Here is a 20,511-nt window from a genome sequence, read left to right as displayed (position 1 = left end):
GGCACCGCGGCCGCCGGGCCGGCCGAGCGGGAAACGTCCGGCTTCCGGGACGGCAGCAGGGGAGCAGCACCGCCCGGACACGGCCTAGGATGGTGCCCATGGCGAAGACCGGTACGACGACCCAGGGGCTCCGCGCGGCGATCGAGCGCAGTGGCTACTACCCGGCCCTTGTGGCCGAGGCTGTGGAGGCCGCGGTCGGCGGCGAGCCGGTCGCGTCGTATCTGGTGCACCAGGAGACGACCTTTGACGCCAACGAGGTGCGCCGCCATGTCACCGTCCTGGTGCTGACCGGTGCCCGGTTCATCGTCAGCCATACCGACGAGCAGGCCGCGGACGACACCTCCCCGTCCCCGTACGCGACGACCTCCACCGAATCGGTGAAGCTCGCCCGGATCTCCTCCGTGGTCCTGAGCCGGGTGGTCGCGAACCCGGAGTCGTACAAGCCGGGCACCCTGCCCCGCGAGGTCGTGCTCACCATCGGCTGGGGTGCCGTCAGCCGCCTCGACCTGGAGCCGGCCGCGTGCGGCGACCCCAACTGCGAGGCGGACCACGGCTACACCGGCTCCTCCACCGCTGACGACCTGAGCCTGCGGGTCAGCGAGGCGGGCGACGGCCCCGAGACGGTGCGGCAGACCCTCGCCTTCGCGCAGGCCCTCTCCGAAGCGACCGCCGACCACTGATGGTCCAGCCCATTCAGGCGTACGAGCCACTCGACCCCAACACCGCCCCCGCTCCCCGCTACGGCACCGGCTCGCTCGGCGACGTCCTGCCCGCCCTGGCTGTGGGGCTCGGCCTCAACACGGCCCCGCCCACCGGCCTGGAGCTCGCCCCCGCCGACCGGGTGTGCGTCTTCCTCGTCGACGGCTTGGGCTGGGAGCTGCTGCGCGCCCACCCCGAAGAGGCGCCGTTCCTCACTTCCCTGCTGGTGACGTCCCTGAACGGCACCGGCCGCCCGCTCACCGCCGGCTTCCCCTCCACCACCGCGACCTCGCTCGCCTCGGTCGGCACCGGTCTGCCGCCCGGCGCGCACGGCCTCGTCGGGTACACCTGCCTCAACCCCGCCACCGGCCAGCTGATGAACCAGCTGCGCTGGCAGCCCTGGACCGACCCCCACGCCTGGCAACCGCACCCCACCGTCTTCCAGCTGGCCGACGCCGCCGGGATCGCGACCTGCCAGGTGTCGTCCCCCACTTTCCACCAGACCCCGCTGACAAAGATCGCCCTGTCCGGCGGCACCTTCCACGGCCGGCTCACCGGCGAGGAACGGATGGATCTCGCCGCCGACCGGCTCGCCGCCGCCGACCGCGCGCTGGTCTACACGTACTACAGCGAACTCGACTCCATGGGCCACCGCCACGGCACCGACTCGGACGCCTGGCGGGGCCAGCTGATGATGATCGACCGGCTTGCCCAGCGCCTCGCCGAACAGCTTCCGCCGCGCTCCGCGCTCTATATCACCGCCGATCACGGCATGATCGACATCCCCTTCGACCCGGAGTCCCGGATCGACTTCGACGAGGACTGGGAACTGCGCGCCGGAGTCGCGGTGCTCGGCGGTGAGGCCCGCGCCCGGCACATATACGCGGTGCCGGGTGCGGCCTCCGATGTGTACACCGTATGGAGCGAAGTGCTGGGCGAGCAGATGTGGGTCGCCACCCGCGACGAGGCCATCGCGGCGGGCTGGTTCGGCCGGCCCGAGGACGGCGTGGCCGAGCGGGTGTACGCCCGGATCGGCGATGTGGTCGCCGTCGCGCGTGACGATATCGCGGTCGTCGCGAACCGCACCGAGCCGGGGGAGTCCCAGATGGTCGGCCTGCACGGCTCGATGACCCCGGTGGAGCAACTGGTGCCGCTGCTCGAAGTACGTCCGTGACCTCCCAATCCGCCCTGTCCGAAAGGCCTTGCAGCTCTCATGCCCGAGCTTGTGTTCTTCTCCGGAACGATGGACTGCGGGAAGAGTACTTTGGCGCTACAAATCGGGCACAACCGTTCGGCTCGTGGTCTCCAAGGTGTGATCTTCACTCGCGACGACCGGGCGGGCGAGGGCAAGCTCTCCTCGCGTCTGGGTCTGGTCACTGACGCGGTCGAAGCTGATGAGGACATGGATCTGTACGCCTATCTCGTCGACCGCGTCACGCGTGGCGGCCGGGTGGACTATGTGATCGTGGACGAGGCCCAGTTCCTCGCCCCCGTCCAGATCGACCAGCTCGCCCGTATCGTCGACGACCTCGACCTGGACGTCTTCGCCTTCGGCATCACCACCGACTTCCGGACCAAGCTGTTCCCTGGCGCGCAGCGCCTCATCGAGCTGGCCGACCGGATAGAGGCCCTACAGGTGGAGGCGCTGTGCTGGTGCGGCGCGCGTGCCACGCACAACGCCCGCACGGTGGGCGGGGAGATGGTCGTCGAAGGCGCCCAGGTGGTGGTGGGGGATGTGAACCAGTTGGCGGGCGAGGTGGGTTACGAGGTGCTGTGCCGACGGCATCACCGGCGCAGGATGACCGCCGAGGCAGCTCGCGCGGTCGCGCTGTCGCCGGACGTTCTGCCGGTCGCAGCCGAGTGACGGCCGGGGTGCCGGCATTGCTCACCGTTCGAACGTCAGTACAGAAGTCACTCTTTCGAGTGAATATACGTTCGGTAGCCATGAGGTCACACGAGCGGTCCCGTGATCATTCCGGACCTGGTGTCGCCAACGCCTGAGCTGCCGTCTGCCGCTCCTGGACGGCCCTGTCGCTCCGTCCCCGCCTGCCGGACCGGCCATACCGGTCGCGCACGCCGCGCCGGCCGTTCGACCCAGGTTGCCCCCGATGATGCCGAAACTCGCGCTCAACTATACTTCTGTGCCACGCTGTTGATCATCTTGGGGCGGACTGATAGTAGTCTGCCCACGTGTGATCATATGTGTGTCACAAATGCCACAAGCCTCATCTGTCCCCATGCGGTGACGCACAACCAATTGCGGTGTGACGTACGTCGCCGGCCGGTCCCCATGTACCGAGGACGCTGATGTCTGAACTCTCCTCACCCGACGTGCGCGCCGTTCAGCGGGACGGCAGACGGCACGGCAGGCGCAGGCCCCCCGCCCGCGGCGGCCACGTCGAGGGCGGCATACGGAGCCGCCACCTGTGGGTCTCTGTACTTCCCACAGCCGTCATGGCACTGCTGGGCGTCGCCACGGTGGCGTATCTGGTCGTCGCGAACCCATCCGACGGCGCTACGCGCCTGGTGCTGATCGCAGCCGTGGCCGGGTGCGTGGTCATCCTGTTCGCGGCAGTCCGCGGAGCCGGCGCCGCCGCCCGGCGGGTGCAAGGCCGCGTGGGCGCCCTGCGCTCCCTGAATGCCCGCGGTCAGGAAGACCTGCGGCGGCTGCTCGAACAGGTGCAGAACGGCGAACGCCCCACGCAGCTCGGTCCGGAAGCCCTGCCTGCCGAGGACGGCGACGCCTTCGCACACCTGGCCAATGATCTGCAGCAGGCACAGCACGCGGCTCGAACGGCTGTCGTCCAGGCATCAAGCCTGACGCCCGGGGGCGGATCCGACCAGCGGGTGGAGGTGTTCGTCAACCTCTCCCGGCGGCTTCAGTCCCTGGTCCACCGGGAGATCCAGCTCCTTGACGAGCTGGAGAACCAGGTTGAGGACCCCGACCTCCTCAAGGGTCTGTTCTACGTCGACCACCTTGCCACCCGCATCCGCCGCCATGCGGAGAACCTCGCGGTGCTCGGCGGCGCCGTCTCGCGGCGTCAGTGGAGCCGGCCGGTGACTTTGACCGAGGTGCTGCGCTCGGCCATCGCCGAGGTTGAGCAGTACTCGCGGGTCAAACTCGTGCCGCCGATCGAGGGGACCTTGCGCGGCCACGCGGTCGCCGACGTCATTCACCTGGTCGCCGAGCTTGTCGAGAACGCCACCATGTTCTCCTCGCCCAGCACCAATGTGCTGCTGCGTGCCCAGAACGTCACCGCCGGCCTCGCCATCGAGGTCGAGGACCGCGGCCTGGGCATGCCGCAGGCCGACCAGCAGAGGATGAACGGCCTGCTCGCCGACCCCGACCGGGTCGACATCGGCGAGTTGCTGCACGACGGCCGTATCGGGCTGTTCGTGGTCTCGGCCCTCGCCCGTCGGCACGGCGTCGTAGTGAAGCTGCAGAGCAATATCTACGGCGGTATCCAGGCCGTCGTCGTGCTGCCCAAGGCACTGCTCGGTGCCGCACCGCTGGAACGGGCGCCCAGGCAGCAGGCGCAAGCAGAACGCACGAGGCAACCGGCACAGTTGGCGCCGCTACAGAGTGCCGCCGCCCACACCCCGGCAGCGATCACGGCTCCTCGGCCGCACCCCGCTTCTGCTCCCGCTCCGCTCCCGGCGGAGATGCCGTTCCCCGCGAAGACGCCGTTCCCCGTAGCCGGCCACGGTAGCGGACAGAGCGCGCCGCCAGCCGCCCGGCGCGTCCCGGACAGTGCCTCGTACGGGCCGCCGGCAGCGGCACCAGGAGGCCGGGAACCGGCACGGCCGGTACGGGAGTCCGGCGCGCAGCCCGGCGTACGGGAGTCCGCGCGCGGGGCGGTGCCGTCCGGGCCGATGGCTTCCGTCGGTGATGCGGCTCCCCACCGGCCCACCGCCCATGACGTGCGCCCGCAACTGCCGCAGCGCCAGGGGCAGACACACTTGGCGCCTCAGCTGCGCGATACCCCTGCCGTCTCGCACGACGAACCGGTCGTCGGCCACGATCCAGGCCTGATGGCCGCCTTCCAGCGCGGCATCAGCCTCGCGGATGTCGCCCCGGCTGACGAGGAAAATGGTCCGTCGGGCCGTACCAACGGCGCAAGCTGACCATGCGTCACCCTTTCCCCAAGGAGAATCCACCCATCATGGTGAGCGATGTCCCCCAGGGCCAGCCATCGGATCTCGCGTGGCTGCTGAGCGGCCTGGTCCAGCGCGTTCCCCACACCCGCAGCGCCGCGCTGCTGTCCTCTGACGGGCTGGTGAAGGCCTTCCACGGCCTGGATCTCGACAGTGCCGACCAGTTGGCCGCAGTCGCCTCCGGACTGTTCTCCCTGGGGCGCAGCGTCGGAGCCCACTTCGGGGGCGGTGAGGGGGTCCGGCAGGTGGTGGTGGAGCTGGATGCCACCTTGCTGTTCGTCTCGACGGCCGGCTCCGGCACCGTGCTGGCCGTGCTGGCCGCCCGGGAGGCGGACGCGGGCGTCCTCGGGTACGAGATGGGGCAGCTGGTCAAGAGCGTCCGCCCGTACCTGATCACGCCGGCGCGGCACGCGATATCCGGTCCGGGTGACGCGGTCCGATGAACATGACGGCTCCCAAGGACGGGCCCTGGCTCGATGATGACGCAGGGCGGCTGGTGCGCCCGTACACGGTGAGCAACGGGCGTACCCGCCCTACGACGGCGTTGGATCTGCTGTCCATGGTGAAGGCCACCGGCCGGGTGCCCGAGGCACATCTGGACCCGGACCACGCCAGGGCCCTCGACCTGTGTCACGACCCCACCTCGGTCGCGGAGGTGGCGGCCCATCTGCGGCTGCCCGCGGTAGTCACCAAGGTCCTGCTGTCCGATCTTGTCGACTGCGGAGCAGTGACCACGCGGGCTCCCGGCCCCGCAGCCGATCCCACCGACCGATCCGTACTGGAGACAGTGCTCAATGGCCTACAACGACTCCTCTGAGCAGCTCCCCACCGCCCTGAAAGTCCTGATCGCGGGCGGTTTTGGCGTTGGCAAGACCACCTTTGTCGGCGCGGTGAGCGAAATCGAGCCCCTCAGCACAGAGGAGCTCCTCACCTCGGCGAGCGTCGGCACCGACAGCCTGACGGGGGTGGAGAACAAGTCCACCACTACCGTGGCCATGGACTTCGGCCGCATCACCCTCGACCCCCAGCATGTGCTGTACCTGTTCGGCACTCCCGGCCAGGAGCGCTTCTGGTTCATGTGGGACGAGCTGTCCAGCGGGGCACTGGGCGCGGTCGTCCTGGCCGACACCCGCCGCCTGGAGGACTGCTTCGCCGCCGTCGACTTCTTCGAACTCCGGGGTATCGACTTCCTCGTGGCGGTCAATGAGTTCGACGGCGCCTTCCACTACGAGCCGGATGAGGTGCGGGCCGCCCTCGACCTGAAGCCCCGTGTGCCGGTCGTACTGTGCGACGCCCGTCACGGCCGCTCCGCCACCTCCGTGCTGGCCTCCCTGATCCAGCACCTGCTCGCCGCCACCGCGTCCTACTCGGCCTAGACCGTCCCTCCAGACCTGCCAGATACGGAGCCCGTCATGACCTATGACCCCGCAGGCCACCAACTGTTGACCCCCGTGGACGAGGAGGCGCCGCAGCGAGTGATGCGGCTGCATGAACTCGGCCTGGGTGAAGGCCCGGACCCGGAGTTCGACGAATTCGCCCGCAAGCTCGCCCAGACCACCGGCGCCCCCTACGCGATGGTCAACTTCATCAGTGAGACCCGTCAGTACTTCGCCGGCCTGTACACCCCCTCCGGTTCGCAGACCGGCTCCGACCTCGACTCCGCGGCAGCTGCGGCCGCCACTGCGGAGCCGGGCCGCGAGATGGACCGTGACCACGGTTACTGCCCGCATGTCGTGGTCCGGCGCAAGGCTCTGGTGCTGGAGGACGTCTGTGACTACCCGCGGTTTGCCGGCAATCCGGTAGTGGACGAGATCGGCATCCGCTCCTATCTGGGGGCCCCGTTGATCGACCACACCGGCACGGCTCTCGGCACGATCTGTGTGGTGGACGTCGAGCCGCGCCCCTGGGGCCGTCCCGGGCTGGAAACCATCAAGTCGATGGCCGCTGAGCTGATGGAGCGGATCCACCAGCGCGAAGGACGCCTGGAATAGTCAGGCCCCGGCCCCGGCCCCGGCAAGGGCCTCTGGCTCTGTCCGTACGAGGTCGGCAAGCCGCTCCGACCACTGCCCCTTCGACGTGCCCAGCGCAACTTCTCCGAGGCGGAGCAGCTGCACGTCGGAGGTGCCGGCGGGGGCGAAGATGTGGTGCGCGTCGCGAAGGAACCGTTCGAGCGGCCGGTCGGTGAACAGCCCGCAGGCGGCGTGAATCTCCATGGCGTTGCGCGCCGAATCGAGGGCTGACTCGACGTTGATCAGCTTGGCGTTCATCAGTTCGGCGTCGCACGGGAGGCCGTTGTCCAGTAGGTGCACCGCGTAGTAGGCGGCCAGCCGGGCGGTCATCAGCCGGGACTGTATCTGGCCCAGCTTCAGCTTTATCGATGGGACTTCGTACAGCGGCTTGCCATAGCGGTGCCGCTCTATGCAGAACGCCGTGGTCTCCTCAAGGATCGCCTGGTGGATGCCCAGGGAGACCGCGGTCAGGTTTGCTCTGCCGTAGAGGACGCTGGAGGAGTACGCGACGGACAGTCCGTCGCCCTCCGCGCCAAGCCGGTTGGAGGCGGGAACCCGGCAGTTGTCAAATATCAGCTCGCCGAAGCTGAAGCCGTGCAGGCCCATGGCCGGCTGCTGCGGGCCGAGGGAGAAGCCGGGCCGGTCGGACTCGACCAGGAACGCCGACAGGCCCCTGGAACCCGGTCCGGTGCGGACCACGACGCCGTGCAGGTCGCCCACGTGGCTGTTGCCGACGTACACCTTGCTGCCGTTGAGGATGTAGTCGTCTCCGTCGCGCACCGCGCTCGCGGTCATGCCCAGCACATGGCCTCCGGCCTCGGACTCGGTGACGGCGATGGTGGGCAGGCAGTCGCCGGCGACGATGGCCGGCAGCCAGGCGTCCTTCTGCTCCGCGTTGCCGAAGTGCACGATTTTGGCCACGCCGAGCTGGGATGCCTGCACCATGGCGCCCATCGCGCCACTGATCCTCGACAGTTCTTCGATGATGATGGTCTTCGCCAGGTGTCCCAGGCCCATTCCGCCGTACTCCCGGCCGATGGTGACGCCTATCCAGCCTTGGCGGGCGATCAGCCGTGACAACTCGTGCTGGACGGTCCGGGTCGCCTCCATCTCCGGTATGAGCGGGATGATTTCGGATTCCGCGAAGGTACGGACCTCTTCCCGTAGGCGCTCATGACGCTTCGTAGTGAAGTAGCCGTCCATCTGGAGACCTCCTCGCAAGTCGCCTGTCCGCCGGGATCGGCGTACAGGTGGTGCGGTAGCGCCCGCCTCGTCCCCGGACAGGCCGACGCATTCATGGTCAATATTCCTGTTGCAAGGTACAAGATCACTCAGGGAGTTTGGCTGGAACTGGACCCGTTGCTTTACGCCGGAATGTGTGCTTCCGCGTAGCTGGACAGCGCCTTCCGGCCACGCCGCACCAAGCGGCAACCGGCCTCCGCGGGCGTGGGACCAGGCGGATGTGACTTTGGTCACCCGGCGCGCCAGGCCCGGCCGCCCTCAGCCGGTTGTACGGATCACCGTGAACACCGCGCCCTCCGGGTCGGCCACCGTGGCCAGCCTCCCGTACGCGGACTCGCGCGGCGCGCGCACCACATGCCCGCCCAGCTCCACGACCTGCCGGGCCGTCGTGTCCACGTCCTCCACCGCGAAGTACGTCATCCAGTGGGCGCCGCGGTCACGTGGCAGGGCCCGGCCGACGCCGTGGATCCCGGTGACCGGCTCTCCGTTCAGATGAAGCGTCAGATAGTCGAAGTCCGCGGAGACCACCGCCTCCAGGTCGTAGCCGAACACCGCGGCGTAGAACTTGCCGACCCCCGACGCCTCGCGCGTGATCAGTTCGTTCCAGGCCAGTGTGCCCGGTTCGCCCATGACCTCCACCCCGTGCTGGGCCAGCGGCTGCCACACCCCGAACACGGCGCCGGCCGGGTCGGAGGCCAGCGCCATCCGGCCCGCCGCGCCCGCGTCCAGCGGCCCGACTCCCACCGTGCCTCCGCAGTCGCGGATCAGCTCTGCCGTCGCGTCCGCGTCGTCGGTCGCGAGATAGGTGGTCCAGGCGACCGGGAGATGCCGGTTCTTCGGGATCTCGCCGATCCCGGCCACACTCCGGCCGTGCAGCGTCGCCCTCACGTACGAGCCGAACGGCGTTGGGCCGATGCTGAACTCCCACCCGAAGAGGTGACCGTAGAAGTCCTCCATCGCGTCCAGATTACGCACCAGCAGGCTGACCCAGCAGGGCGCGCCCAGGGGGCGCCGGGTCGCTACCTCGGTCATCGATTTTCTCCTCGGGACCAGCACGCGGGGCTTGTGGGTGGAGGTGCCGGATCCGATGCTTCCACCACCTGGTACGCGGGGCGCGGTGGCCGCGCCGCAGTGGTCGCGTTCCCGAATGAGAATGCCTGATTTGGCATTTCGGGTCCATTTCGAGGTCATTGCTGAGCGGTGACGCTCCGCCAAACGGCCAGCCGACACCACCACAATGGACACATGGACTCCCTCATCACCGTAGCCGACCTCGCGGGCGCCCCGGATGACATCATCCTCCTCGACATCCGCTGGGAGCTCGGCGGCCCGCCCGGTCGTCCCGCGTACGAGGCCGGCCACCTCCCCGGCGCCTACTTCATCGACCTCGACACCGAGCTCGCCGGGCCACCCGGCACCGTCGGCCGCCATCCGCTGCCCGACCTCGGCGTCTTCACGGCCGCCATGCGCCGGGCGGGCGTAAGCTCCGGCCGCGAAGTAGTCGTCTACGACGGCGGCCTCGGCTGGGCCGCCGCCCGCGCCTGGTGGCTGCTCCGCTGGACCGGCCACGACCGTGTCCGCGTCCTCGACGGCGGTCTCCCGGCCTGGACCGCCGCCGGGCACCCTCTCACCTCCGCCACTCCCGCCTCGGCAGACGGCGCCTTCACCGCGGCCCCGGGCGCCATCCCCCTCCTCACGGCCGATGACGCCGCGTCACTCGCCCGTCGCGGTCTTCTCCTCGACGCCCGCGCGGCCGAGCGCTACCGCGGCGACAGTGAGCCCATCGATCGCGTCGGCGGCCACATTCCCGGCGCCATCAGCGCCCCCACCACCGAGAACGTCGCCCACGACGGAGCCTTCCTCCCCGCCGCCACCCTCGCGGACCGGTTCGCCAAGCTCGGCGCCGGTCCCGACGCGGAAATCGGCGTTTACTGCGGCTCGGGCGTGTCTGCGGCCCATGAAGTGCTCGCCCTGGCCGTCGCCGGCATCCCTGCCGCCCTCTATCCCGGCTCCTGGAGCGAATGGTCCTCCGACCTCACCCGCCCCGTCGCCACCGGCCCCCACCCCGGCTGATCCGCCTGGTGTTGCCGCTCGGCCGGACAGCCTGCCTCTGGCCTGCTACGGGCGTGGGCAGGGGGAGGGGACGGCCAGGCATCAGCGGCTCCCGGCCGGCGGCGGGGGAGCCGGGAGACCACGCGAGCTACGCGCTACTCCTGCTTCTTGCGCCGGCTGCCGAAGACAATCTCGTCCCAGCTCGGCACCGTCGCCCGTCGGCCGGGGCGTACGCCGTCCGCCTCGGCCTGCCGGTCGGTCGTGCCGACCAGCCGGTCGCGGTGGCCGGCCACGGAGCGCGGCATCAGCACATCGGCGTAGGCGGAACCCGCGCCCGCGCTGGCGGCAGGCGCGGCGGCTTCCTCGGCCTCGGGCTCGTCGTCCGGCTCCGCCGAAGGGGAGCCGGTTTCGGGGGTGGTTGGGGCGGACGGCACCACCATGTCACCGCGGAAGTTGGGCACCGCTTCCAGCAGGCTGGTCAGGGAGTCGCGCTCGTCCTCGGCGGCGCGCTCCTCGGAGCGGTCGGCACGATCCGAGCGGTCCAGCTGCCGGTCCATGGCCCGGTCCAGCGGACGGTCCCTCGGCAGCCGCGCGATCCGGGGCACAAAGGGGAAGCTCGGCTCCTGCGTCTCCTGGGTCTCGCCGATGAGTGCGCGTGCCTCGTCGTCCACGGCCTGGACGAGCCGTCGCGGCGGGTCGTACGTCCAGCTCGCGGAGTGCGGTTCGCCCGCTACGCGGTAGACGAGCAGGACTTCCCAGGTGCCGTCGTCGCGCCGCCAGGAGTCCCACAGGACGGTGTCCTTCTCGGCGCCGCGCAGCAGCAGCCGCTCCGCGACCGCCTCACCGAGCTGTGGCCCGGTGCTCTCGCCCTGCCGCCGTACGGCGGTCTTGCGGGCCCGCTCCGCCATGAAGGCACGCTCGGCGAGGACGGGTCCCTCGAAGCGGCGGACCCGCTCGACGGGGATGCCGCCGAGCTGAGCGACCTCCTCGGCGGAGGCACCGGCTCGTATCCGGGCCTGGATGTCACGGGGGCGGAGATGGCTCTCCACCTCGATCTCGATCTGGCCGAGCCGCGCACGGTCATTGCGCACGGCGGCACGCAGCCGCTCATCGATGGGAAGGGTGTATTCGGTGCTGTCGGCAGCCTTGAGAATCAGTCGTGTGCCGTCGTTGCTGACAGCCACGACACGCAATTCGGGCACGGTTACCTCCCGGGTGGTGCCTGCCGACGTCACGTGCGCCGCTGCTCCCGATGGACGAGTGTGACCTGCCCGGGTGCAGCCTGCCACGACCTTGCTGAGTTTTCCGGCGTGTCGGGCATGTGCCGTGACCCGCCGTTATGGCATGGTTACCTCTTTGCAACTCTGAGTGATCAAACCTCACTCCGAGTCAGCTGCGCTCTTGCCTGCTCGACAGCACCCCGGGACGAGCGCCGCCGCTGGGCTCCCCTCCCACGATTTGTCACAGTACTCCATTTGGGGCCACGCCGGTGGGCCGCCGCGCCGTCGAACTTCTCGGGGCGCAGGGGAGTTGGGGATGAGATCTCCGCAGAGGGGCGCAAAGCGGAACGATCTCTTTCGCTAGGGCGGGCATCCAGTTCGAGGCTGCCGCAGTGGCTGCCCGGGACAGCCGTGCGCCCCCGGGCAGCCACTCCTACTCGCCCAGCACCCGCCGCAGGTAGTCGTTGGCGAACAGCCGGCCGGGGTCCAGGCGGTCGCGCAGCGCGGTGAATTCGCCGAAGCGCGGATAGGCGTCGGCGAGATACCCCGCGTCGCGGGTGTGGATCTTGCCCCAGTGCGGCCGCCCCTGATGAGCGGTCATGATTTTCTCGACCGCGGTGAAGTACTCCTGGTAGCGGCTGCCGCGGTAGACGTGCACGGCGATATACGCGGTGTCGCGCCCGGAGGCCGTCGACAGGGCGATGTCGTCGGCGGGCGCGATCCGGACCTCCACCGGGAAGCTGATCCGGAAGGAGGAGCGTTCGACGGTCGCCTTGAGCTCACGGATCGCCGCCACCGCGGCCTCGCGCGGCACCGCGTACTCCATCTCGACGAAGCGCACTCGGCGCGGGCTGGTGAAGACCTTGTATCCGATGTCGCAGTAGTTACGGGCGGAGAGTGCCCGACTGGAGATCTTGGCGATGCCCGGGATGGTGCCGGGAACCGCCTTGCCGATCGTGCAGGCGGCCTGGAAAACCCCGTTGGAGAGCAGCTCGTCGTCGATCCAGCCCCGGACGGTAGGCAGCGGACGGGCCGGTCCGTGACTGCGGTTGTTCCGCTTGGTGTTGCAACCGTCGGTGTGCGGGAACCAGTAGAACTCGAAGTGTTCATTCTCGGCCGAGAGCTGATCGAACTCCGCCATCACCCGGTCGAACGCCATCGGTTCCTCGCGGGCGGTGAGCAGGAAGACCGGCTCCACGGCGAAGGTGAGCGCGCTGACGACGCCCAGCGCTCCGAGCCCGATCCGGGCGGCCGCGAAGACCTCCGGGTTCTCCTCCGCCGAGCAGGTGAGAACCGAGCCGTCCGCGAGCACCAACTCCAGGACCTTGATCTGGGCGGCGATGGAACCCGAGTCCCGGCCGGTGCCGTGGGTGCCGGTGCTGGCGGCACCGGCCACCGTCTGCTCCATGATGTCGCCCATGTTGGTCAGCGACAGTCCCTCGGCGGCGAGGGCCGCGTTGAGCTGCTTGAGCGGCACCCCCGCCTCCACCGTGACCGTCCCGGCGCCCCGGTCGATCGATCTGATGGCGCTGAGCCGCTCGGGGCGGATCTGTACGCCGCCGGTCGCCGCGGCGGAGGTGAAGGAGTGCCCGGTGCCCACGGCCTTCGCCGTCAGTCCGTCCTCGGCGGCCATGCGCAGGGCCGCGGCCAGCTCATCCACGGAAGCGGGCGAAACCACCCGCCGCGGGCTGGCGGAGACATTGCCCGCCCAGTTACGCCACGTAGTCCTCGTCGCGGTGCCGCTCATTGTGCTGGTCATACGTTCGCTGCCCCTCCAGGCCAGGCGCCGGGCGCAGCCGGCGGTATCCCAGGAACGCCACCACCGCCGCGAGGGCCGCGCCGGAGGCCGGCACCACGAACGCCGCCCGGGCCCCGGACGAGTCGGTCACCGACCCGGCCAGTGAGGCCCCGAGGGCGACACCGACCGCGAGCCCTGTGCTCGTCCATGTCATGCCCTCGGTCAGCTTCGCTCGCGGTACCAGCTGCTCGACCAGGGCCATGGCGGTGACCATCGTCGGTGCGATGGTCAGGCCCGAGACGAACAGCGCCACCGCCAGGAAAGCCAGGTTCCCCACCAGTAGTGGCGGGATCATACTCACGGCCATCACACATATGCCCAGCACGAACCTGTGAGATGCCCGCCCTTTCGGCCTGAGCAGTCCGAAAATCGCCCCTGCGAGGCATGAACCGGACGCGTACACGGCGAGCACCAGGCTCGCCGCCGCCTTGTGTCCCTGTTCCTGGGCGAAGGCCAGAGTCGACACGTCCACCGCCCCGAAGATCGCGCCGGTGGCGACAAAGGTGATCACCAGTACCTGCAGACCGCGAGAGCGGAGTGCCGAGCCGCCTTCGTGCTGCCCCCCCGGGTGCGGTGCGGGCTCGGTGGAGCGCTGAGCGGTCAGCAGGAACGTTCCGGTGGCCAGGAAGCCCGCAGCGAGCAGCGGACCGGCCTCGGGGAACCAGACCGTACACAGCCCGATGGACAGGATCGGACCGATGATGAAGCAGATCTCGTCGACCACTGATTCCAGGGCGTACGCGGTATGGAGGCCGGGGGTGCCCGCGTAGATCGCCGCCCAACGCGCCCGCACCATCGAGCCCAGGCTCGGCATGCACCCCGCCACCACGGCACAGCCGAAGAGCGTCCAGTAAGGGGCCCGGTACTCCGAGCACAGCAGCAGCCCGCCCACCGCCAGCACCGTCACCGCACTCACCGGCCGCAGCACCCGCCGCTGCCCGAACCGGTCCACCAGCCGCGACACCTGCGGCCCCAGCGCCGCGCTGGACAGCGCCAGCGTCGCGGACAGCGCCCCTGCGAGTCCGTAGCGGCCGGTGACCTGCGACACCATCGTCACGATGCCGATGCCGAGCATGGACAGTGGCATCCGCCCGATGAATCCAGCGGCGGAGAAACGCTTGGTACCAGGGACGGCGAAGATCGCACGGTACGGGCTGGGCACGGGTACTCCACGGCGTCGTCGCCGAAGGTCGGTGATCGGTAATACATGTGAAACGTGTGGTCAGTAAGGATTGTCCACCGCCCATACAGCTTACGAGCCGTGGCAAGGGCTTTTCCCGGCTGTCGCCGGCGAGTGGCAACATCGGGAGTATGTCCGATCACATCGGGGCCGGTCCTTGCGCGCCCTATGACGCTCTGCTCCTGCTGTCCTTCGGCGGTCCCGAGGGGCCCGACGAAGTCGTCCCGTTCCTGGAGAACGTCACCCGCGGCCGCGGCATCCCACGCGAGCGCCTGAAGGAGGTGGGGCACCACTACTTCCTGTTCGGCGGCGTCAGCCCGATCAACGCGCAGAATCGCGAGCTGCTCCAGGCCCTGCGGGAGGCCTTCTCCGAGCAGGGCATCGCCCTGCCGGTCTACTGGGGCAACCGCAACTGGGCGCCCTACCTGACCGACACCCTGCGTGAGATCACCGATAAGGGACACCAGCGCATCCTGGTGCTCGCCACCAGCGCCTACGCCTCGTATTCCGGCTGCCGCCAGTACCGCGAGAACCTCGCGGACTCTCTCGCCGTCCTGGAGGCCGAGGGCAGGCCACTGCCCCGGGTGGACAAGCTGCGGCACTACTTCAACCATCCCGGCTTCGTCGAGCCGATGATCGACGCCGCTCTCGCCGCCCTCGAGGAGCTCCCTGAGGGCGTTCGGGACGGCGCGCACCTGGCGTTCACGACCCACTCGATCCCCACCGCCGCCGCGGACGCCTCCGGCCCGGCCGAGGGCCATGGAGACGGCGGCGCGTATGTCGCCCAGCACCTGGACGTCGCCCAGGTGATCGCCGACGCCGTAAGGTCGGCCACGGGGACCGACCGCCCCTGGAAGCTCGTCTACCAGTCCCGCAGCGGCGCCCCGCACATCCCTTGGCTGGAACCCGACATCTGTGACCACCTGGAAGAGCTGCACTCCTCCGGGGCGCCCGCCGCCGTCATGGTGCCGATCGGCTTTGTCTCCGACCATATGGAGGTCAAGTACGACCTCGACACGGAGGCCGCCGCCAAGGCCGCCGAGTTGGGTCTCCCGGTCGCTCGCGCAGCCACTGTCGGCGCCGATCCCCGATTCGCCGCCGCAGTACGCGAACTTGTCCTGGAGCGCGCCGGCACCGAGCGCGGCCGCATTACGGAGCGCTGCGCGCTGGGCTCGCTCGGTCCCAGCCACGACGTCTGCCAGGCGGACTGCTGTCCCGCGCCAGGCAATCCCCGCCCCGCGGCGGCTCCGTACGAGCAAGGAGCGCGATGACCGGCGAGCTCAATGAGGAGCTGCTCGCTCTCGCCCTGGAAGCCGCCGCCAGGGCGGGGGCGCTGCTGCGCGACGGCCGCCCCGCCGACCTCGGGGTGGCCGCCACCAAGAGCAGCCCGATCGATGTCGTCACCGAGATGGACATCGCCGCCGAGAAGCTGATCACCGGCTTCATCGCCGGACACCGTCCGGACGACGGCCTGCTGGGCGAAGAGGGCGCGAGCGTCGAGGGCAGCAGCGGTGTGCGCTGGGTGATCGACCCGCTGGACGGCACCGTGAACTATCTCTACGGGCTGCCCTCGTGGTCGGTGAGCATCGCCGCCGAGATGGACGGCGAGACGGTCGTCGGCGTCGTCGAGGCCCCGCTGCGTGGCGAGACCTACCAGGCCGTGCTTGGCGGCGGCGCGTATGTGCTGCCTTCGTCCGGGAGCCGCGTGCGGGTCCACTGCCGTCCCGGTCCGGCCTTCGAGCAGGCGCTTGTCGGCACCGGATTCGGCTATCTCACCGAGCGCCGGGCCGCCCAGGCCGAGGTCGCCCGCTCCCTGCTGCCGAGGGTGCGCGACATCCGGCGGGCCGGCTCCGCCGCGATCGACCTGTGCGATGTGGGCTGCGGCAGGCTGGACGCGTACTACGAGCGCGGGCTCAATCGCTGGGATTTCGCGGCCGGCGCCCTCTTCGCCCGCGAGGCGGGCGCGCTCACCGGCAGCAGGCCGGGGGAGCCGCCGTCCCCGGAGCTGACGGTCGCCGCTGCGCCCGGGTTCTTCGAGCCTCTGCAGAGGCTCCTGGAGGAGCTGGGGGCCTGGCACGACTGAGGTGTCCGACGATGTCCGCCAGGGCTGGTCCTACCCGCGTAGAGGCGGGCCCGCAAACGCCCCGGCACCTTGTCGGTGTCCGGGGCGAGCGGCCTGTCGGGGCCGACCCGTCAGGCGATCTTCGGCAATACCTGGACTCCATGCTCCGCGGCGAGGCGGTGCAGGTCGGCCAGCTCGGCTTCCTCGACCTCGGCGAGGAAGTCGTCGCCCGTCTCGCGGGCATGGAAGAGGTCGGATTCAGTGCTGTGTATGCGCTGGAGGATTCCGGTGGTGAACGCGTCCATCTGGCGCCCCCTATCGGTCGTCGTAAGGGTGTCAAAGGACCCCTCGGACCACGCAGCGGCTGCTGCCACGGGACGAGTATGAACGCCCAGTGGGGCGTGATCGGGGGGTGTGAACTCGTCCTCCCCCGGCCCACCGGAAGGGAAACCTCAACTTGCGGAAAGAATTCCGGAGGACTTTGCCGGCCCCCCTGTCCCGGCCCCCTGCCCCGCCTCTCCAGCCCCTCAGCTCCCACCCCCTAGCTCCACCTCCTCCCCACCCCGCTTACCCCTGTTTTACGGGGCTTCGGTGCAGGATGGACATTGGTTTTCCCTGCTCTTGGGTTTCCCTGCTCTTGGAAGGAACAGCGCCTTGCGCGTACTGGTCGTCGAGGACGAGCAACTGCTCGCCGATGCGGTTGCCACCGGACTGAGGCGTGAGGCCATGGCCGTCGATGTCGTCTACGACGGCGGCGCCGCCCTGGAACGGATAGGAGTCAACGACTACGACGTTGTGGTCCTCGACCGCGACCTTCCGGTCGTCCACGGGGACGACGTCTGCCGCAGGCTCGTCGAGCTCGGCCTGCCCACCCGGGTCCTGATGCTGACCGCGTCGGGCGATGTCAGCGATCGCGTGGAGGGCCTGGAACTGGGCGCCGACGACTACCTTCCCAAGCCGTTCGCGTTCAGCGAGCTGACCGCCCGGGTACGGGCGCTCGGCCGCCGTACGACGGCCCCGCTGCCGCCCGTCCTGGAACGCTCCGGGATCAAGCTTGACCCCAACCGGCGGGAGGTCTTCCGGGACGGTCAGGAGATCCACCTGGCGCCGAAGGAGTTCGCGGTGCTGGAGGTGCTGATGCGCAGCGAGGGATCGGTGGTGTCCGCCGAGCAGCTCCTGGAGAAGGCCTGGGACGAGAACACCGATCCCTTCACCAATGTGGTGCGGGTCACCGTCATGACGCTGCGCCGCAAGCTCGGCGAGCCCGCGGTGATCGTCACCGTGCCCGGCTCCGGTTACCGGATCTGATCCGCGGTGGCTGCTTCCCCGGCGACCCCGCCGCACGCTTCGCCTCCAGCGGTCCCGCCCAAGCCGACCTGGGACCCACGGCCCTCCGGGCACTCCCGCCCGGTGCCGTTGTTCCGGCCCACGATCCGGATAAGGCTCACCGTCCTGTACGGCGGGATGTTCCTGATCGCCGGGGTCGTGTTGCTCTGGATCATCTACCTGCTGGCGGCCGGGGCCCTTCACGAGGGCAATGAGCTGCCCTTCAAGCTGATCACCGGCTATCTGGCCCCCACCACGAACACCTGCCAGCTCCCGCCCTCGGGCAGTACCAACGACGAGTTCACCCGGGCCATCGGCGCCTGTATGCAGGCCCAGCGTGAGCTGGCGCTGAACAACCTGCTCAAGCGTTCGCTGCTGGCACTGATCGGCCTCGCCGTCGTGGCGTTCGCCGTTGGCTACGTCATGGCCGGCCGGGTGCTCTCCCCGCTCGGCCGGATCACCCGTACCGCACGCGGTGTGGTGAGCTCCGATCTGAAGCAGCGGATTCACATGGAGGGGCCGGACGACGAGCTCAAGGAGCTCGCGGACACCTTTGACGACATGCTGGAGCGGCTGGAGCGTTCCTTCGACGCCCAGCGCCGCTTCGTCGCCAACGCCTCCCATGAGCTCCGTACGCCACTGGCGATCAACCGCACCCTCCTGGAGGTGCAGCTTTCCGATCCGGCGGTCTCCCCGGACCTCCAGCAGCTCGGCAAGACCCTGCTGTCCACCAATGAGCGCAGCGAGCAGCTCGTGGAGGGTCTGCTGCTGCTCGCCCGCAGTGACAACGAGATCGTGCACCGGAAGCCCGTGGACCTCGCTGAGGCGGCCTCCCAGGCGCTCGACCAGACCCGTACCGAGGCCCAGGCCAAGAGCGTGCAGTTGCGTAGCTCGCTGTCCGCCGCGGTGGCGCAGGGCAATGGCGTGCTTCTGGAGCGAATCGCGCTCAACCTGGTGCAGAACGCGGTGCGCTACAACGTTCCCGACGGCTGGGTCGAGGTGGAGACCTCCACAGGGCAGGGGCAGGCGCTGCTCATCGTCTCGAACACGGGTCCCGTTGTCCCGGCCTATGAGATCGACAATCTTTTCGAGCCATTCCGCAGGCTCCGTACCGAGCGGACGGGCAGCGACAAGGGTGTGGGCCTCGGACTGTCGATCGCCCGTTCGGTGGCCCGGGCCCACGGCGGCACCATCTCGGCGGTGCCCAGAGAAGGAGGAGGCCTGGTCATGAGGGTTGCGATCCCGATATGACCTAAGTCTCAGCAGTCGGGCGACGGGCCCGGGTGGTGTTCGCTTTGCGCGGAATTTTGCGGTCTGGTGCTGACTGGAGGATGCTGTGACCGATCACACATGTGAATCCGACCGGGTGTACTCAGTGTGATCGCCATATCCGTGAAAAGACCCACAAAATCTATGTTTCCGCAGGTCGTGATCACGGGAAGTAGACGTGATGGCATGCGAGAAGCGTGACATCCGGCCCGAGAACGGTCATGATCAACGACCCGCCCGATCACCTCTTCGGGGGTGCGATTGGGTGTCGATTGAGTAACGGCACTTGATGTAAGGCAAAATCTCCGCTTCGGGTCGGGCACAAGACCGGCCTCCCACGCGTTACGTGCGCTGGAGACACCGCAGATACCCAGAGGGGGAGAGCGACCACATGGCTACCGACTACGACACACCACGCAAGACCGACGATGACGTCAACGAGGACAGCATCGAGGAACTGAAGGCTCGCCGGAACGAAAAGTCCACGTCCGCAGTGGACGTTGACGAGTTCGACCAGGCAGAGTCCCTCGAACTGCCCGGCGCCGACCTTTCCAACGAGGAGCTGTCGGTCCGGGTCCTGCCCCGGCAGGCCGACGAGTTCACCTGCATGAGCTGCTTCCTCGTACACCACCGCAGCCAGCTGGCCACGGAGAAGAACGGCAACCCCATCTGCCGCGACTGTGCGGCCTGACGGACATGAGTAGCGGCGACGAGCGAGGCCGGAGGGCCTCGCTCGCGGGTGTGGACAGCGCAGAAGGGGAGGGCGACATGGCAGACGGCCGTGTCAAGCGCTCTCGGGCCCGGAGGGCGCTGGGCATGGGCAAGGCGGGGGTCTCGTCCCTCGCGGAGCGGCTGGTCGAGGCCGCCCCGCGGATCCCCGTCCGGGACCTGGAAACTCTGCGACGCCAGTTCCCGGGTCTCGGCCCGGAGGAGATAGCCGACCGGCTGATCGGCGCCGCCATGAAGGGCACCGCGACCGTCGGCGCGGGCGTCGGCGCCGCAGCGATGCTGCCCACCCCGCCCGCCATGGCGGCCGAGCTTGCCACGGAGACCTTCGCGGTGGCCGCGGTCGAGTACAAGCTCATCGCCGAACTGCACGAGCTTTACGGGCTGCGGGTTCCCGGCACCGCGCGGCAGCGCGCGAGCGCCTATCTCTGGTCCTGGTCCGAGCAGCGCGGCATCGACGTGCTCAAGCTGTCCTCGGTCAACGCCGCACTCGGCGGCAAAATGAAAAAGGAGCTTCGTCAGAAGCTCCTCAAGCGCACCGTGCGCAACCTCCCGACACTGACCCCCTTCCTGGTCGGCGCGGCGGTCGGTGCCCTCCTGAACCGGCGCGACACCAGGCTGCTCGCCGAGCGCGTCCGTCAAGACCTGCGGGCTCACCAGCTCCCGTGGGAGGCGCTCCCGCCGGTCTCCGGCGAGGACGATCGCACACTCTCCGAGCCCCCTCCGGCGCCGCCCGGTCTCCCGCCCGGCGCGGCCTAGGCCCGGCCCTGGCG

21 protein-coding genes are annotated in these 20,511 nt (G+C 69.4%); 15 read left to right on the top strand and 6 right to left on the bottom strand.

The genetic code is table 11. The annotated features are described in order from the left end of the window. Positions 1–98: 98 nt before the first annotated feature. The 8 genes from FCI23_RS22640 to FCI23_RS22605 all read left to right on the top strand — a co-directional run bounded on the left by FCI23_RS22640 (position 99) and on the right by FCI23_RS22605 (position 6,845). Positions 99–680 carry a DUF5998 family protein gene (locus FCI23_RS22640; RefSeq protein WP_136725769.1) on the top strand — a complete coding sequence of 194 codons (582 nt, stop codon included), beginning with the start codon at positions 99–101 and terminating at the stop codon, positions 678–680. Then, complete coding sequence (locus tag FCI23_RS22635) at positions 680–1,873, top strand: alkaline phosphatase family protein (RefSeq protein ID WP_136725768.1); 1,194 nt, start codon at positions 680–682, stop codon at positions 1,871–1,873. The genes FCI23_RS22640 and FCI23_RS22635 overlap by 1 nt, the downstream gene beginning before the upstream one ends. Before the next feature lie 39 nt (positions 1,874–1,912). Continuing rightward, positions 1,913–2,563 (top strand): thymidine kinase, encoded by a 651-nt coding sequence (locus tag FCI23_RS22630; protein ID WP_136725767.1) that lies wholly within the window; start codon positions 1,913–1,915, stop codon positions 2,561–2,563. 443 nt (positions 2,564–3,006) lie between these two features. Continuing rightward, positions 3,007–4,824, top strand: coding sequence for an ATP-binding protein (locus tag FCI23_RS22625; protein WP_136725766.1), 1,818 nt, complete (start codon positions 3,007–3,009; stop codon positions 4,822–4,824). A 38-nt stretch (positions 4,825–4,862) separates the two neighbouring features. Continuing rightward, positions 4,863–5,297, top strand: a complete 435-nt coding sequence (locus tag FCI23_RS22620; protein WP_136725765.1) for a roadblock/LC7 domain-containing protein — start codon at positions 4,863–4,865, stop codon at positions 5,295–5,297. 2 nt (positions 5,298–5,299) lie between these two features. Then, the gene (locus FCI23_RS22615) at positions 5,300–5,671 is read left to right on the top strand and encodes a DUF742 domain-containing protein (protein ID WP_136725836.1); all 372 of its coding nucleotides are present in this window, start codon (positions 5,300–5,302) and stop codon (positions 5,669–5,671) included. Continuing rightward, complete coding sequence (locus FCI23_RS22610) at positions 5,649–6,230, top strand: GTP-binding protein (protein ID WP_136725764.1); 582 nt, start codon at positions 5,649–5,651, stop codon at positions 6,228–6,230. The genes FCI23_RS22615 and FCI23_RS22610 overlap by 23 nt, the downstream gene beginning before the upstream one ends. Before the next feature lie 36 nt (positions 6,231–6,266). Next, positions 6,267–6,845, top strand: a complete 579-nt coding sequence (locus FCI23_RS22605; protein WP_136725763.1) for a GAF domain-containing protein — start codon at positions 6,267–6,269, stop codon at positions 6,843–6,845. On the opposite strand, the gene FCI23_RS22600 is transcribed toward FCI23_RS22605, so the two are convergent. Both FCI23_RS22600 and FCI23_RS22595 read right to left on the bottom strand, forming a co-directional pair. Continuing rightward, positions 6,846–8,066, bottom strand: coding sequence for an acyl-CoA dehydrogenase family protein (locus FCI23_RS22600; protein WP_136725762.1), 1,221 nt, complete (start codon positions 8,064–8,066; stop codon positions 6,846–6,848). It abuts the gene before it with no gap. A gap of 297 nt (positions 8,067–8,363) precedes the next feature. Then, positions 8,364–9,137, bottom strand: a complete 774-nt coding sequence (locus tag FCI23_RS22595; protein ID WP_136725761.1) for a VOC family protein — start codon at positions 9,135–9,137, stop codon at positions 8,364–8,366. 213 nt (positions 9,138–9,350) lie between these two features. Between FCI23_RS22595 and FCI23_RS22590 the strand changes: the two genes are divergently transcribed. Beyond that, positions 9,351–10,178, top strand: a complete 828-nt coding sequence (locus FCI23_RS22590; RefSeq protein WP_136725760.1) for a sulfurtransferase — start codon at positions 9,351–9,353, stop codon at positions 10,176–10,178. Positions 10,179–10,312: 134 nt separating this feature from the next. Here the strand turns inward: FCI23_RS22590 and sepH are convergent, their stop codons facing one another. The 3 genes from sepH to FCI23_RS22575 all read right to left on the bottom strand — a co-directional run bounded on the left by sepH (position 10,313) and on the right by FCI23_RS22575 (position 14,337). After that, on the bottom strand, positions 10,313–11,392 hold the full coding sequence (gene sepH, locus FCI23_RS22585) for a septation protein SepH (protein WP_136725759.1): 1,080 nt from the start codon (positions 11,390–11,392) through the stop codon (positions 10,313–10,315). A 418-nt stretch (positions 11,393–11,810) separates the two neighbouring features. Further along, positions 11,811–13,136, bottom strand: a complete 1,326-nt coding sequence (locus tag FCI23_RS22580; RefSeq protein WP_136725758.1) for a D-arabinono-1,4-lactone oxidase — start codon at positions 13,134–13,136, stop codon at positions 11,811–11,813. Beyond that, positions 13,090–14,337, bottom strand: a complete 1,248-nt coding sequence (locus FCI23_RS22575) for an MFS transporter (protein ID WP_136725757.1) — start codon at positions 14,335–14,337, stop codon at positions 13,090–13,092. The genes FCI23_RS22580 and FCI23_RS22575 overlap by 47 nt, the downstream gene beginning before the upstream one ends. Before the next feature lie 149 nt (positions 14,338–14,486). On the opposite strand from FCI23_RS22575, the gene FCI23_RS22570 reads away from it, so the two are divergent. Continuing rightward, the gene (locus tag FCI23_RS22570; RefSeq protein ID WP_136725756.1) at positions 14,487–15,626 is read left to right on the top strand and encodes a ferrochelatase; all 1,140 of its coding nucleotides are present in this window, start codon (positions 14,487–14,489) and stop codon (positions 15,624–15,626) included. After that, positions 15,623–16,438 (top strand): inositol monophosphatase family protein, encoded by an 816-nt coding sequence (locus FCI23_RS22565; RefSeq protein ID WP_136725755.1) that lies wholly within the window; start codon positions 15,623–15,625, stop codon positions 16,436–16,438. The genes FCI23_RS22570 and FCI23_RS22565 overlap by 4 nt, the downstream gene beginning before the upstream one ends. 110 nt (positions 16,439–16,548) lie before the next feature. Here the strand turns inward: FCI23_RS22565 and FCI23_RS56555 are convergent, their stop codons facing one another. After that, positions 16,549–16,722: a hypothetical protein gene (locus FCI23_RS56555; RefSeq protein WP_169316896.1), complete on the bottom strand. Its 174-nt coding sequence runs from the start codon at positions 16,720–16,722 to the stop codon at positions 16,549–16,551. A 349-nt stretch (positions 16,723–17,071) separates the two neighbouring features. Here FCI23_RS56555 and FCI23_RS22560 point away from each other — a divergent pair, with 349 nt between their 5' ends. From FCI23_RS22560 to FCI23_RS22545, 4 genes are all read left to right on the top strand, one after another. After that, on the top strand, positions 17,072–17,725 hold the full coding sequence (locus FCI23_RS22560; RefSeq protein ID WP_136725754.1) for a response regulator transcription factor: 654 nt from the start codon (positions 17,072–17,074) through the stop codon (positions 17,723–17,725). A gap of 102 nt (positions 17,726–17,827) precedes the next feature. Further along, positions 17,828–18,994, top strand: a complete 1,167-nt coding sequence (locus tag FCI23_RS22555; protein ID WP_246143909.1) for a sensor histidine kinase — start codon at positions 17,828–17,830, stop codon at positions 18,992–18,994. Positions 18,995–19,403: 409 nt separating this feature from the next. Continuing rightward, positions 19,404–19,703: a DUF4193 domain-containing protein gene (locus FCI23_RS22550; RefSeq protein WP_136725752.1), complete on the top strand. Its 300-nt coding sequence runs from the start codon at positions 19,404–19,406 to the stop codon at positions 19,701–19,703. A gap of 77 nt (positions 19,704–19,780) precedes the next feature. Then, entirely contained in the window at positions 19,781–20,497 is a 717-nt protein-coding gene (locus FCI23_RS22545) for a hypothetical protein (protein ID WP_246143908.1), read from the top strand. Positions 20,498–20,511: the final 14 nt, after the last annotated feature.

It is taken from the genome of Actinacidiphila oryziradicis (assembly GCF_005047355.1).
GTDB lineage: Bacteria > Actinomycetota > Actinomycetes > Streptomycetales > Streptomycetaceae > Actinacidiphila > Actinacidiphila oryziradicis.
This window is presented reverse-complemented; position numbering and strand designations above follow the sequence as displayed.